Origin of the sequence: Vibrio cholerae (assembly GCF_008369605.1) — a bacterium.
Lineage (GTDB): Bacteria > Pseudomonadota > Gammaproteobacteria > Enterobacterales > Vibrionaceae > Vibrio > Vibrio cholerae.
Genome location: NZ_CP043554.1, coordinates 1 through 14647, shown reverse-complemented (window position 1 = coordinate 14647; position 14647 = coordinate 1). Strand labels below are relative to the sequence as shown.

The 14647-nt window shown below is 48.8% G+C and carries 8 protein-coding genes, 3 tRNA genes, 3 rRNA genes and 1 riboswitch; of the genes, 1 reads left to right on the top strand and 13 read right to left on the bottom strand.

The annotated features are described in order from the left end of the window. Positions 1-101: 101 nt before the first annotated feature. Positions 102-1895 carry an aminopeptidase P family protein gene (locus F0316_RS00075; RefSeq protein ID WP_149560133.1) on the top strand — a complete coding sequence of 598 codons (1794 nt, stop codon included), beginning with the start codon at positions 102-104 and terminating at the stop codon, positions 1893-1895. A gap of 224 nt (positions 1896-2119) precedes the next feature. Here F0316_RS00075 and thiH read toward each other — a convergent pair whose 3' ends face one another. The 13 genes from thiH to F0316_RS00010 all read right to left on the bottom strand — a co-directional run bounded on the left by thiH (position 2120) and on the right by F0316_RS00010 (position 14404). Continuing rightward, entirely contained in the window at positions 2120-3232 is a 1113-nt protein-coding gene (thiH, locus tag F0316_RS00070; RefSeq protein ID WP_149560132.1) for a 2-iminoacetate synthase ThiH, read from the bottom strand. Beyond that, complete coding sequence (locus F0316_RS00065) at positions 3229-3999, bottom strand: thiazole synthase (RefSeq protein ID WP_000912211.1); 771 nt, start codon at positions 3997-3999, stop codon at positions 3229-3231. Before F0316_RS00065 ends, thiH begins: the two co-directional genes overlap by 4 nt. Before the next feature lie 5 nt (positions 4000-4004). Then, complete coding sequence (thiS, locus tag F0316_RS00060; protein WP_000158355.1) at positions 4005-4205, bottom strand: sulfur carrier protein ThiS; 201 nt, start codon at positions 4203-4205, stop codon at positions 4005-4007. Then, positions 4205-4981: a thiazole biosynthesis adenylyltransferase ThiF gene (thiF, locus tag F0316_RS00055; protein WP_095471451.1), complete on the bottom strand. Its 777-nt coding sequence runs from the start codon at positions 4979-4981 to the stop codon at positions 4205-4207. Before thiF ends, thiS begins: the two co-directional genes overlap by 1 nt. Further along, complete coding sequence (locus F0316_RS00050) at positions 4968-6290, bottom strand: thiamine phosphate synthase (protein ID WP_123163070.1); 1323 nt, start codon at positions 6288-6290, stop codon at positions 4968-4970. The genes thiF and F0316_RS00050 overlap by 14 nt, the downstream gene beginning before the upstream one ends. A 3-nt stretch (positions 6291-6293) precedes the next feature. Further along, entirely contained in the window at positions 6294-8231 is a 1938-nt protein-coding gene (gene thiC / locus F0316_RS00045) for a phosphomethylpyrimidine synthase ThiC (RefSeq protein WP_000071103.1), read from the bottom strand. A 100-nt stretch (positions 8232-8331) separates the two neighbouring features. Next, a riboswitch (TPP riboswitch) is annotated at positions 8332-8430 on the bottom strand. A 52-nt stretch (positions 8431-8482) separates the two neighbouring features. Then, positions 8483-8863, bottom strand: a complete 381-nt coding sequence (gene crcB, locus F0316_RS00040; RefSeq protein ID WP_000006443.1) for a fluoride efflux transporter CrcB — start codon at positions 8861-8863, stop codon at positions 8483-8485. A gap of 232 nt (positions 8864-9095) precedes the next feature. After that, positions 9096-9172: transfer RNA gene (locus tag F0316_RS00035), tRNA-Trp, on the bottom strand. Positions 9173-9201: 29 nt separating this feature from the next. After that, a tRNA-Asp gene (locus F0316_RS00030) sits at positions 9202-9278 on the bottom strand. A 25-nt stretch (positions 9279-9303) separates the two neighbouring features. Beyond that, positions 9304-9419, bottom strand: a 5S ribosomal RNA gene (gene rrf, locus F0316_RS00025). Between the two features lie 129 nt (positions 9420-9548). Beyond that, a 23S ribosomal RNA gene (locus F0316_RS00020) occupies positions 9549-12435 on the bottom strand. A gap of 288 nt (positions 12436-12723) precedes the next feature. Then, positions 12724-12799 (bottom strand) — tRNA-Ala (locus F0316_RS00015). 62 nt (positions 12800-12861) lie between these two features. Next, positions 12862-14404 (bottom strand): 16S ribosomal RNA (locus F0316_RS00010). The 16S, 23S and 5S rRNA genes sit together here with 3 tRNA genes alongside, the layout of an rRNA operon. Positions 14405-14647: the final 243 nt, after the last annotated feature.

Here is a 14647-nt window from a genome sequence, read left to right as displayed (position 1 = left end):
AAAAAGAGTAGCTTATTCGCTCTCGTCCACTTGCTGTATGTGGTTCGTATAATCCATACACAAGAGATAACAAGGACTGTTTAGAAAAAGGATCACTTCAGATGTCAAACCTACACTCTCAACGCCTCGCGGATTTTCGCCACTGGCTACACACCCAGCAACTTGATGCCTTCATTGTTCCTCATGAAGATGAATATCTTGGGGAATACGTTCCTGAGCATAATGAGCGCTTACACTGGTTAACTGGGTTTACAGGTTCCGCGGGAGCCGCCATCGTTACCGTCTCCGGCGCAGCGATTTTTGTTGATGGCCGCTATACCGTTCAAGTCCGCAAACAAGTGTCTAGTGAGCTATTCGAATATTGCCACTTGATCGAACAACCTTATTTAAACTGGCTCGTCACTCAACTGCCCGCAGGAGCGAAAGTGGGGTACGATCCTCGCATGCACCGTGGTAGCTGGCTAACACAGGCACAAAAACAGCTCGCAGGAAAAATTAACTTGTGTGCAGTCAGCAGTAACCCGATTGATGTGCTTTGGCAGGATCGTCCAGTTCCCGCAGCCTCTGAAATGCGCTTAATGCCTCTTGATCGTGTTGGACAAAGCAGCCTTGAAAAGCGTCAATCGATCGCCAGCACTCTGCGCGACAAAAACGCCGATTGTGTCGTGTTGACCGAGCTAGATTCTATCGCATGGCTACTCAATATCCGCGGTTTAGATGTATCTCGCTTACCCGTGTTGCTTTCTCACGCCATTGTCCATAACGATAGCAGTGTGGATTTCTTTTTCGATCCGGCGCGCTTGGCAACCGATTTTGATGCCCATGTAGCAGGTACGGTTCGCGTGCATCATCCGGATCAGCTTGAAGCTCAACTGCATCAACTCTCTGGTCGCCGCGTCATGCTCGATTCTGCGACCAGCAATGCATGGTTCACACTCACCTTACAAAATGCGGGCGCTGAACTGCTCAACGAAGCGGATCCATGCCTCCTGCCGAAAGCGGCAAAAAATAACACGGAAATTGCAGGCATGCGTGCCTGTCATATTCGCGATGGTGCGGCTATGGTGCAATTTCTCGCTTGGCTGGACAATGAAGTGGCTAATGGTCGCCTGCATAATGAGGCCGAGCTGGCGGATCGACTGGAAGCCTTCCGTCGCCAAGACCCAACCTTGGTTGACTTGAGTTTTGATACGATTTCAGCAGCTGGTACAAACGCCGCTATGTGCCACTACAACCACCAAAATCAGCCTGAGCCGGGTCAGCTTTCTATGGATAGCCTGTATTTAGTCGATTCTGGTGGCCAGTACCTTGATGGAACCACAGACATTACTCGCACGTTGGCGATTGGTCAGGTCAGCGCAGAGATGAAGCAACAATTCACCTTAGTACTCAAAGGTCACATTGCCTTGGCTCGCGCTCGCTTCCCGAAAGGCACAACAGGTTCACAACTTGATGTTTTGGCCAGACAGCACTTATGGGCACAAGGTTACGACTACGATCATGGTACTGGCCATGGTGTCGGCCATTTCTTGAGTGTACATGAAGGGCCACAGCGTATCGCGAAGGTTCACAATAGTGTGGCTTTGCGCCCCGGAATGGTGCTTTCCAATGAGCCGGGTTATTACCGTGCCGATGCGTTTGGTATTCGAATCGAGAACTTAGAACTGGTCACCGAGTTTGCAACTCAGGGCGATTTCTCTGTACTTGGCTTTGAATCATTGACTCGTTGCCCTATCGATAAACGTGCGATTGAGGTGAATTTGCTGACTAAGCCGGAACTCCATTGGCTCAATCAGTATCATCAAAAAGTGTGGGATGAAGTGAGTCCGCTTATCAAAGAGGCTCACGTTCGTGAGTGGTTGCAACAAGCCACCTCACCCTTGAGTCACGTATAAACTGGCTGGTTATCCGCATAGAATAGAAAAGAAAACCGTCGTATGGCGGTTTTCTTTTTGTTGCTGCTATTTGTTTTGTCGCTATCGTGGATGGGATTTAGCCTCGAGAAATCGCAGTTCTACTCCAAGTTTCAACCCAGAAAAGGCTCTATCCGAATCTCAAATGCCGCTTTTGTAAAATACAAGCTTTGGGTTTCACGTGAAACATTAATTTGAGTGAAACATTAGCCTGAATAGGCTCGATGCCAGTCATGCCATACCACTTGTAAACCTTGCTCCATTAACGCGCTACTCACCTCTGCGGCAGAACGTTCATCACTTACCGCAAACTGCTCTAACTCAACCTTAGGGTCTGAATACCCTCCCGGCTGAGTTTTAGACGCTGCCGACATTGAGGTAATCCCGAGCTTAGCCACTTGATCACGAAACATCGGTGACTCACGGGTAGACAAAGAAAGCTCAACCTCGCTATTGAACAGACGAAATGCACAAATCAACTGCACAAGCTGTCGATCCGTCATCACTGATTTAGGCTGTAAAGCGCCCTCACACGGGCGTAAACGCGGAAAAGAAATTGAGTAGCGCGTCTTCCAATATTGTCGCTCAAGATAATCCAGATGCGCCGCAACAAAAAAGCTGTCAGTTCGCCAGTCCTCAAGCCCAATCAGCGCGCCAATACCAATTTTATCGATGCCCGCTCTAGCCAACCTATCGGGTGTTTCTAGTCGATACTGAAAATCGGTTTTATTGCCTCGCAAATGATGCTGCGCATAAGTCGACGGATGGTACGTTTCTTGGTAAACCATCACCGCATCCAAGCCTAGCCCAATTAACTCGGCATACTCTTCTTGCTGCAACGGCTGAACTTCCATCGCAACATAATGAAAAGCTTGCTTGATGATAGGCAGTGCCCGACGGAAGTATTCGATACCCACCTTGGTTTCGTGCTCCCCAGTCACCAGCAAAACGCTATCAAAACCCATTCGTTTAATCGCCGCGATCTCTCGTTCAATCTCCACTTCATTCAGTGTTTTACGCTTGATTCGGTTATCCATTGAAAAACCGCAATAGGTACAGGAATTCGAACAGAGATTAGAGAGGTAGAGCGGAATGTACATCGACATGGTATTGCCAAAACGTTGACGAGTGGCCTGATAAGCCATTTGCGCCATTGTTTCCAGATAAGGCTCTGCGGCAGGTGAAATCAGCGCTTTGAAATCGTCTAACGTCCGTTTAGGTGAAGATAAAGCGCGTTCAACATCCCGCGCTGTCTTACCATATATCGATAGCCGACTGTCATCCCAGCCTAATTGTTGGAAGTGGGTAATGAAGCTCATGATACAAAATCCAAAAATCCAGTTAATGGACTTGATGCCGTCGCCATTTTTACTCGTGATGGCAAGCCCGACTCATAAGCCATTCGCCCCGCTTCGACCGCTAACTTAAAGGCTTTTGCCATAGCGATGGGGTCATGCGCCGCGGCAATAGCGGTATTCACTAACACAGCATCGGCGCCAAGCTCCATCGCTTGCGCAGCATCGGATGGCGACCCAATCCCCGCATCCACAATGACCGGCACCTTGGCTTGGTCAATGATGATTTCAAGAAAGGTTTTCGACGCTAAGCCTTGATTGCTGCCAATCGGTGAACCGAGCGGCATAACCGCAGCGCAGCCAACCTCTTCCAATCTTTTGCACAAGACAGGGTCAGCATGGCAATACGGCAACACAATAAAACCTAGCTTCACCAATTGCTCAGCCGCAAGCAGGGTTTCGATGGGATCGGGCATTAGATATTTGGGATCAGGATGAATCTCCAATTTAAGCCAGTTCGTGGCTAAGGCTTCTCGGGCTAGCTCGGCGGCATACACCGCATCAGCAGCATTTTTGGCTCCAGATGTGTTAGGTAAGAGATTCATCTGCATACTGAGTAGCGGCGCAAGAATGTCATCGTCGCGCTGAGCCAAATCAATCCGCTTTAACGCCATGGTCACCAACTCGGAACCTGAGGTGGCCAATGCTTCAGCCATGACATGGCGATTAGAGAATTTTCCAGTCCCGGTAAACAGTCTGGATTGAAACGTTTTATCTGCAATCTTGAGCATCTGATTTAGCCTCCTGCTATCGCTTGGAAAAGGGAAATCTCATCCCCTGAATTAAGCTTGGTGTGTTGCCATTCACTTCTTGGGACAACCTGCCCATTGAGACTGAAGACGCAACCTTGGCTAGGCAGACTGAGCTGCGCATGTAAATGGAATAATGAGCTAGAGATATCGGTCTGGATGGCTTGCTGATTCAAGTAGATAGTCATTAGCACGGTTGCGGCTCCTTCTGTTGTACAGGTGACGATACGCTGCAAACTGGACAAACCTTATCTTGATGAAGCTGTAGGCTCTGCCAGTTCATAGACTTACCGTCAAAGCGCAGTAATTGGTTAGCAGGAAAATGGGCGCTCCCCACCAGAGCATGCAGTGCGATTAAGGCTTGTCCGTTAGCAATCATACCGACAACAGGGCCAACAACGCCTCGGTCACTGCAGCCTTGGCGCTCTGCCATATCAGGTACGACACACTGATAACAAGGTGCAGATTGACGATAGTCAAACGCCATGAGATGCCCTTCCCACCCAATGACGGCACCGCTGACGAGTGGCCGCTGCGCTGCATAACAGGCTCGATTAATTGCGTGCCGGGTTGGAAGGTTATCACTACAATCCAGCACCAAATCCACTTGGTTGATTTCTAAGTTCAGGATCAGCTCATCTACTTCCCGAGCAATCACCCGCACTCGTACTTCTGAATTGAGTTCACGTAAGTGCCGAGCAAGAAGCTCGGCTTTATTGTGACCAACTTGTGTCTCGTGATAGCAAATCTGACGGTGTAAGTTGTGTAACTCCAGCCTATCACCATCCGCGATAATGACTTGTCCAACACCTGCACCAACCAAATAAGGGGCAACCACATTACCGAGCCCCCCGCAGCCAACTATCAACACACGTGAATTAAGCAGTTTTTGCTGCCCTTCCTCTCCAAGCTCAGCAAGGCTGATCTGTCTTTGATAGCGGAGAAACTGTTTATCTGTGAGCATCCGCTACCTCCCTAGCCAAGCAACTGAGTGGCTCGCATGACTCGCTGGCTGGCATCAACTTGTACTCCGCATCTACAAAATCTGCAAAAACAGAACTCAATGCTTGTACTGCAAGGCTAGGATCCGGTGACTCGGTGATAGCCCGCACCACTGCAACCGCCGTGACGCCACAATCGAGAACATCGCGAATGTTGCTACGGTCAATACCACCAATCGCCACCGTTGGAATGCCATGTTGTCCTTGGTAAGGCATTTGATTAACCAACCGCTGATAGGCGGCCAATCGCACTAGCCCTTGTGGTTTTGATGGCATCTGTTTAGTGGTCGTGGGAAAAATGTGCCCAAGGGCGATGTAGCTAGGCTGTATTCCTGCGGCTATCAGTAACTCATAATAACCATGCGTCGAAAGCCCCAATCGAATACCTGCATCTAATAGCTCGGTTAAATTCGCACTCGTCAAATCCTCTTGACCAAGGTGCACACCATAAGCCTGATGCTTAATGGCTAATTGCCAATAATCATTTATGAAAACCTGTGCATTGAATTCACGACCTAACGCGATGGCTCGGATAATCTGCGCTTCCAAATCACCCTGCTTAGGATCTTTAATTCGCAGCTGAACCGTTCTAACACCGAGCTTCAGAAGATGCTCAATCCAATTCACATCATCCACTACGGGATAGAGATTAAATTTTGCTTTATCTATCGTTGGAAATGCTCTAGTGGTCGGAAATACTTGGTTAGATAGAGCGCGAATATTCGATTGCATCGCTGGGAAACGCTCGAATTGCGTTGGCCATGTTTCACGTGAAACGCTATCCCCTTGAGTGATTGCCGCTCTTGCAATGCACAAACCATCTTCAATCGGAAAATCTAAGGTCAACGTAGCTAAAACCCAAGCAAGATGCTGATTTAACTTACTATTTAATCGATAGTTCTCTGATGGATAAATAATAAGTTGCTCTGCAGCATGCCCATACTGCCACTTATCCAGCGTAAAACCATATTCATAATGAAGACCTACAGTCACAGTGCAGCGAGCGTTACACACCATTGCCTCGGCTAACACTCGGTTTTCAGACACATAGTCTAGGTAGTAGTCGCAAGGCTCAAAACCCTCCTCTTGAGAGCACAAACTACTGCCAATTCGCAAAGACTCTTCACTCTTCTCTAAAATAAACTGAGCCTCAGAGCCCACATCCAAACGGATATGCTGAATAGCGAACCCTTGTTCCTTGGCTTGCAACAGTGCGTATTGCACGTGACCGATTAAGGCTGATAGGTGACGTGGAAAAACCAAACGTACCATGACTTACTCCTCGATCGGCTCTTTCACCAAAGGATGATAGAGTTCAGCACCTGAGGCTAAAAACTCACGAGACTTATCTTGCATCGCCAGCTGTATAGATTCTGCAGGCATAACCAAGTCAATGACCGTGGTGTCTAATGTCTGGTTATTTGCGTAATCCCTGACCTCTTGCGAGATCTTCATCGAGCAGAATTTAGGGCCACACATAGAGCAAAAGTGCGCGACTTTTCCCGATTCCTGCGGTAGCGTCTCATCATGGAAAGCGCGTGCTGTGACAGGATCAAGCGCAAGATTGAACTGGTCTTCCCAACGAAACTCAAAACGTGCTTTTGATAATGCATTATCACGAATTTGTGCTCCCGGATGCCCTTTCGCCAAATCAGCAGCATGAGCCGCTAACTTATAAGTAATCAATCCTGTTTTGACATCTTCTTTGTTTGGCAGCCCCAAATGTTCTTTAGGTGTGACATAGCAGAGCATGGCGCAGCCAAACCAACCAATCATGGCCGCACCGATACCGGAGGTAATGTGATCATAACCCGGAGCAATATCGGTCGTTAATGGACCAAGGGTGTAGAATGGCGCCTCATGACAATGCTTAAGCTGCTCATCCATATTGGCTTTAATTAAGTGCATAGGTACATGCCCCGGCCCTTCAATCATGACCTGAACATCATATTCCCAAGCTATTTTGGTTAGCTCACCAAGGGTACGTAACTCAGCAAATTGCGCTTCATCGTTAGCATCAGCAATCGAGCCAGGACGAAGTCCATCCCCTAGAGACAGAGCCACATCATATTGCGCACAAATCTCACAGATTTCACGAAAATGGGTATAAAGGAAATTCTCCTGATGGTGAGAAAGACACCATTTCGCAATAATCGAGCCGCCACGAGAAACGATGCCCGTTACGCGCTTCGCTGTCATCGGCACATAACGCAATAGCAAGCCCGCATGAATTGTAAAATAGTCCACACCTTGCTCAGCTTGCTCTAGTAAGGTATCGCGCATCACTTCCCATGTGAGGTTTTCTGCTACACCATTCACTTTTTCCAGCGCCTGATACATAGGTACAGTACCAATTGGCACGGGGCTATTACGTAAGATCCACTCGCGGGTTTCATGGATATTTCGCCCTGTCGACAGATCCATCACAGTATCTGCGCCCCAGCGGGTCGCCCAAACTAACTTCTCGACTTCTTCTTCAATAGAAGAGCTAACAGAAGAGTTACCGATATTGGCATTCACCTTAACCAAGAAATTACGGCCAATAATCATGGGTTCAGATTCAGGATGATTAATATTGCATGGGATGATGGCGCGCCCTTCCGCAATCTCACGACGCACAAACTCAGGAGTAATCAGATCGGGTAAATGAGCGCCAAAATTCTGCCCAGCATGCTGCTGAAGTAGACTTGGATCTTGATGAGCAAGACGACGAGAGTTTTCACGGATCGCCACAAACTCCATTTCCGGCGTAATGATTCCCTGCCGTGCGTAATGTAACTGAGTGACTCGATGCTTGCCTATCGCTCGGCGAATTCGCGGTAAATGGCCATAACGCAGTTCATCTAGAGTTTCATCCGCTAAGCGTTCACGGGCGAAATGAGAGCTCATACTAGGCAGAATGTGCGTATCTCGACGCTCTTCAATCCACTCCTCTCTGAGCTTAGGAAGCCCCTTGTAGAGATCAATATCATGTGAAGGGTCTGTATAGACACCAGATGTGTCATACACACAGATAGGCTCATTGGGCTCAAAGATGGGTGCATCTTTACTGCCACCGACCAAAGTATCGCTGAGAGTAATTTCTCTGACAGGTACCCGAATATCAGGGCGAGAGCCTAATAGGTAAGATTTTTGAGAGTTCGGATAGGGTTCAACAGAAAGGGTATCAATAAAGCGCTTCGCTTCCAGTCTTGCTTGTTTACGGTTCGACATAGCATTTCCTTTTTAATAAGAGGGAGAAATGCTTGACGGAAAGATGCTATGAGAGATGAGTCGACAGGTAGGTACGCTATTAATAATAATAGCTCACCTAAGAGAGTCTTCTCTTGTTCCCTTCGCAGGTATTAACCTGATCAGGTTCAACGGATCCCGAATAAACGGTCTCAGCCCAATGGCACTCCGACAAGTGGAAGCATTATAGATAAAGCTTATTCGTTAACCAAGTAAAATGGCTGTTTCATTGATCAACTTTTTATTAACCAGTGAAAACCAATCCAAGCAGCAGAAATACTTAAAATAACATTCAACAGTACATTCGCCCCCATTTTAAAAAAAGCGCCCTGCTGCATTAAAAGGACGTTATCCATAGAAAACGTCGAGAAAGTCGTTAATGCTCCGAGAAAACCAAGGCCAATCACTTGTTTCCATGGGTAAGGGCTTAACCACTCATTTTCAACACAAGCGATCAAAACCCCCATAATAAATGACCCCACCACATTAACGGTCAGTGTCCCAATCGGGAAACCACGCCCAAATAAAGTGATGCATATTTCGGACACTAAGAAACGAGCGCAAGCACCAACCGCGCCGCCTAAAGCAATAAAACCCAATATCGCGAATGACATGCCGATTCCTTTATCTACCAACTAAGAGGGTATTCTAAACACTCCTCGGGATAAAGCGCAAAACTTCAACGAAATAATAGATTGAGCAAAAACAATGTGGCGGATTGCCGTTAACAATAAGGAGAAAAATAGAAAAGTTACATGCGTCACTTAATTACAAAAACTCTTAGGACGAGATTAATTAAATGGCAGATAAAGAAAAACCTCAGCATTTCTGCTGAGGTTCAATATATGGCAGGGGTGGAGAGATTCGAACTCCCAACACGCGGATTTGGAATCCGCTGCTCTGCCAATTGGAGCTACACCCCTGTAGTTTTTTGAGCTTAAGCTCGAATAAGTGGCGGAGCGGACGGGACTCGAACCCGCGACCCCCGGCGTGACAGGCCGGTATTCTAACCGACTGAACTACCGCTCCGCTGTCTGGTTAGACCAAATTAAAAGCCTGGCGATGTTCTACTCTCACATGGGGAGACCCCACACTACCATCGACGCTGTTTCGTTTCACTTCTGAGTTCGGGATGGAATCAGGTGGGTCCAAAACGCTATGGTCGCCAAGCAAATTCTGTTTTTGATTTCACTTTTTCTTAAAAAGTGATAACCAACAATTCTGGAAAGCTGTTTTCGTTCTCACACACATTCTTATGCGCTTAGCTTTGAGTCCACTACAAAACCCCTTGGGTGTTGTATGGTTAAGCCTCACGGGCAATTAGTACAGGTTAGCTCAACGCCTCACAACGCTTACACACCCTGCCTATCAACGTTCTAGTCTCGAACAACCCTTTAGGATACTTAAAGTATCAGGGAAGACTCATCTCAGGGCTCGCTTCGCGCTTAGATGCTTTCAGCGCTTATCAATTCCGAACTTAGCTACCGGGCAATGCGTCTGGCGACACAACCCGAACACCAGAGGTTCGTCCACTCCGGTCCTCTCGTACTAGGAGCAGCCCCCTTCAATCTTCCAACGCCCACGGCAGATAGGGACCGAACTGTCTCACGACGTTCTAAACCCAGCTCGCGTACCACTTTAAATGGCGAACAGCCATACCCTTGGGACCGACTTCAGCCCCAGGATGTGATGAGCCGACATCGAGGTGCCAAACACCGCCGTCGATATGAACTCTTGGGCGGTATCAGCCTGTTATCCCCGGAGTACCTTTTATCCGTTGAGCGATGGCCCTTCCATACAGAACCACCGGATCACTATGACCTGCTTTCGCACCTGCTCGAACCGTCATTCTCGCAGTTAAGCGGGCTTATGCCATTGCACTAACCTCACGATGTCCAACCGTGATTAGCCCACCTTCGTGCTCCTCCGTTACTCTTTGGGAGGAGACCGCCCCAGTCAAACTACCCACCAGGCACTGTCCTCAACCCAGATAATGGGTCTAAGTTAGAACATCAAACATACAAGGGTGGTATTTCAAGGACGGCTCCAACGCAACTGGCGTCACGTCTTCATAGCCTCCCACCTATCCTACACATGTAGGTTCAATGTTCAGTGCCAAGCTGTAGTAAAGGTTCACGGGGTCTTTCCGTCTAGCCGCGGGTACACTGCATCTTCACAGCGATTTCAATTTCACTGAGTCTCGGGTGGAGACAGCGTGGCCATCATTACGCCATTCGTGCAGGTCGGAACTTACCCGACAAGGAATTTCGCTACCTTAGGACCGTTATAGTTACGGCCGCCGTTTACCGGGGCTTCGATCAAGAGCTTCGCTTGCGCTAACCCCATCAATTAACCTTCCGGCACCGGGCAGGCGTCACACCGTATACGTCATCTTGCGATTTTGCACAGTGCTGTGTTTTTAATAAACAGTTGCAGCCACCTGGTATCTGCGACTCTCGTCAGCTCCATCCGCGAGGGACTTCACCATCAAGAGCGTACCTTCTCCCGAAGTTACGGTACCATTTTGCCTAGTTCCTTCACCCGAGTTCTCTCAAGCGCCTTGGTATTCTCTACCCGACCACCTGTGTCGGTTTGGGGTACGATTCCTAACTATCTGAAGCTTAGAGGCTTTTCCTGGAAGCATGGCATCAATGACTTCACTGCCGTAGCAGCTCGACGTCGTGTCTCAGCCTTAAAGAGAGCCGGATTTACCTAACTCTCAAGCCTACGCACTTGAACCAGGACAACCGTCGCCTGGCCCACCTAGCCTTCTCCGTCCCCCCATCGCAATAGTCAGAAGTACGGGAATATTAACCCGTTTCCCATCGATTACGCCTTTCGGCCTCACCTTAGGGGTCGACTCACCCTGCCCCGATTAACGTTGGACAGGAACCCTTGGTCTTCCGGCGAGGAGGTTTTTCACCCCCTTTGTCGTTACTCATGTCAGCATTCGCACTTCTGATACCTCCAGCAAACCTTACGATTCACCTTCAACGGCTTACAGAACGCTCCCCTACCCAATATCTAAAAGATATTGCCGCAGCTTCGGTGTATTGCTTAGCCCCGTTACATCTTCCGCGCAGGCCGACTCGACTAGTGAGCTATTACGCTTTCTTTAAATGATGGCTGCTTCTAAGCCAACATCCTAGCTGTCTGAGCCTTCCCACATCGTTTCCCACTTAGCAATACTTTGGGACCTTAGCTGGCGGTCTGGGTTGTTTCCCTCTCCACGACGGACGTTAGCACCCGCCGTGTGTCTCCCGGATAGTACTTACTGGTATTCGGAGTTTGCAAAGGGTTGGTAAGTCGGGATGACCCCCTAGCCTTAACAGTGCTCTACCCCCAGTAGTATTCGTCCGAGGCGCTACCTAAATAGCTTTCGGGGAGAACCAGCTATCTCCGAGTTTGATTGGCCTTTCACCCCTAGCCACAAGTCATCCGCTAATTTTTCAACATTAGTCGGTTCGGTCCTCCAGTTGATGTTACTCAACCTTCAACCTGCCCATGGCTAGATCACCCGGTTTCGGGTCTATATCCAGAGACTGAGCGCCCAGTTAAGACTCGCTTTCGCTACGGCTCCCCTATACGGTTAACCTTGCCACTGAATATAAGTCGCTGACCCATTATACAAAAGGTACGCAGTCACACCACGAAGGTGCTCCTACTGCTTGTACGTACACGGTTTCAGGTTCTATTTCACTCCCCTCACAGGGGTTCTTTTCGCCTTTCCCTCACGGTACTGGTTCACTATCGGTCAGTCAGGAGTATTTAGCCTTGGAGGATGGTCCCCCCATATTCAGACAGGATATCACGTGTCCCGCCCTACTCGATTTCACGCTCGATGAAGCGTCGGTTACGGGGCTATCACCCTGTATCGCCAAGCTTTCCAGCTTGTTCACCTACTTCACCGAGTGCTTAAGGGCTAATCCAGGTTCGCTCGCCGCTACTACCGGAATCTCGGTTGATTTCTTCTCCTCGGGGTACTTAGATGTTTCAGTTCCCCCGGTTTGCTCTGTTAACCTATGTATTCAGTTAACAGTAACTGCTTATGCAGTTGGGTTTCCCCATTCGGAAATCGCAGACTCAAACGGCTCTTACTGCCTTATCTGCGCTTATCGCAAGTTAGTACGTCCTTCATCGCCTCTGACTGCCCAGGCATCCACCGTGTACGCTTAGTCACTTAACCATACAACCCGAAGGAGTTTCGGGTTGTTGTTTAAACAACCTAAGTTGTCTCGCGTTTAATTTACATGAGTGCGAGACAGATTTTGCCGGACTCAAATTTTGAACAAGACCGAAGTCTTATTCGATACCAAGCACACTTGAATGTGTTGTTGGTGTTTATCTTTCGATAAACATTGAGAACTTTACAAACAACAATAATTTGTTGTTTTGTCAGCTTTCCAAATTGTTAAAGAGCAAGATTTTCTGATGAAAACCATTTTTAAACATTCTCAGCGAAAACGCTTAAAGATGGTGGAGCTATGCGGGTTCGAACCGCAGACCTCTTGCATGCCATGCAAGCGCTCTCCCAGCTGAGCTATAGCCCCACTTAATGCTCAAATCTAAACCGAATCAATCTGTGTGGACACTCATCACGATAATCTTCGTGTAAGGAGGTGATCCAGCGCCAGGTTCCCCTAGCGCTACCTTGTTACGACTTCACCCCAGTCATGAACCACAAAGTGGCAAGCGTCCTCCCGAAGGTTAAACTACCTGCTTCTTTTGCAGCCCACTCCCATGGTGTGACGGGCGGTGTGTACAAGGCCCGGGAACGTATTCACCGCAACATTCTGATTTGCGATTACTAGCGATTCCGACTTCATGGAGTCGAGTTGCAGACTCCAATCCGGACTACGACGTACTTTGTGAGATTCGCTCCACCTCGCGGTATCGCTGCCCTCTGTATACGCCATTGTAGCACGTGTGTAGCCCTACTCGTAAGGGCCATGATGACTTGACGTCGTCCCCACCTTCCTCCGGTTTATCACCGGCAGTCTCCCTGGAGTTCCCACCATTACGTGCTGGCAAACAAGGATAAGGGTTGCGCTCGTTGCGGGACTTAACCCAACATTTCACAACACGAGCTGACGACAGCCATGCAGCACCTGTCTCAGAGCTCCCGAAGGCACTCCAGCGTCTCCGCTAGATTCTCTGGATGTCAAGAGTAGGTAAGGTTCTTCGCGTTGCATCGAATTAAACCACATGCTCCACCGCTTGTGCGGGCCCCCGTCAATTCATTTGAGTTTTAATCTTGCGACCGTACTCCCCAGGCGGTCTACTTAACGCGTTAGCTCCGAAAGCCACGCCTCTAGGGCACAACCTCCAAGTAGACATCGTTTACGGCGTGGACTACCAGGGTATCTAATCCTGTTTGCTCCCCACGCTTTCGCATCTGAGTGTCAGTATCTGTCCAGGGGGCCGCCTTCGCCACCGGTATTCCTTCAGATCTCTACGCATTTCACCGCTACACCTGAAATTCTACCCCCCTCTACAGTACTCTAGCTTGTCAGTTTCAAATGCGATTCCTAGGTTGAGCCCAGGGCTTTCACATCTGACTTAACAAACCACCTGCATGCGCTTTACGCCCAGTAATTCCGATTAACGCTTGCACCCTCCGTATTACCGCGGCTGCTGGCACGGAGTTAGCCGGTGCTTCTTCTGTAGGTAACGTCAAATGATTAAGGTATTAGCTTAACCACCTTCCTCCCTACTGAAAGTACTTTACAACCCGAAGGCCTTCTTCATACACGCGGCATGGCTGCATCAGGCTTGCGCCCATTGTGCAATATTCCCCACTGCTGCCTCCCGTAGGAGTCTGGACCGTGTCTCAGTTCCAGTGTGGCTGATCATCCTCTCAGACCAGCTAGGGATCGTCGCCTTGGTGAGCCCTTACCTCACCAACTAGCTAATCCCACCTGGGCATATCCGGTAGCGCAAGGCCCGAAGGTCCCCTGCTTTGCTCTTGCGAGGTTATGCGGTATTAGCCATCGTTTCCAATGGTTATCCCCCTCTACCGGGCAATTTCCCAGGCATTACTCACCCGTCCGCCGCTCGCCACCCAAGGAACAAGTTCCTCTGTGCTGCCGCTCGACTTGCATGTGTTAGGCCTGCCGCCAGCGTTCAATCTGAGCCATGATCAAACTCTTCAATTAAAAGTTTTGTGAAGCTTTCGCTTCGGCTCAATGAATACTGATACTATCTTTCGATAGTGAATTGACTGTGCTGAATGATTGCTCACTCAAATGGTCACTCAGTTCATTGATAAATCTTTTTTGATTATCATCAACGAGTGCCCACACAGATTGATTGGTTTATATTGTTAAAGAGCGTTCTTCTTAGCGGTCTGCTTCAGAAGAGGCGGCCATTTTAGCGAGATAAACTGTTGTGTCAAACAC

Bases quoted from the DNA above. Each gene is read 5' to 3' on its own strand.
- F0316_RS00075 (WP_149560133.1), top strand. From the start codon at position 102: ATGTCAAACCTACACTCTCAACGCCTCGCGGATTTTCGCCACTGGCTA.
- thiH (WP_149560132.1), bottom strand. From the start codon at position 3,232: ATGAGCTTCATTACCCACTTCCAACAATTAGGCTGGGATGACAGTCGG.
- F0316_RS00065 (WP_000912211.1), bottom strand. From the start codon at position 3,999: ATGCTCAAGATTGCAGATAAAACGTTTCAATCCAGACTGTTTACCGGG.
- thiS (WP_000158355.1), bottom strand. From the start codon at position 4,205: ATGACTATCTACTTGAATCAGCAAGCCATCCAGACCGATATCTCTAGC.
- thiF (WP_095471451.1), bottom strand. From the start codon at position 4,981: ATGCTCACAGATAAACAGTTTCTCCGCTATCAAAGACAGATCAGCCTT.
- F0316_RS00050 (WP_123163070.1), bottom strand. From the start codon at position 6,290: ATGGTACGTTTGGTTTTTCCACGTCACCTATCAGCCTTAATCGGTCAC.
- thiC (WP_000071103.1), bottom strand. From the start codon at position 8,231: ATGTCGAACCGTAAACAAGCAAGACTGGAAGCGAAGCGCTTTATTGAT.
- crcB (WP_000006443.1), bottom strand. From the start codon at position 8,863: ATGTCATTCGCGATATTGGGTTTTATTGCTTTAGGCGGCGCGGTTGGT.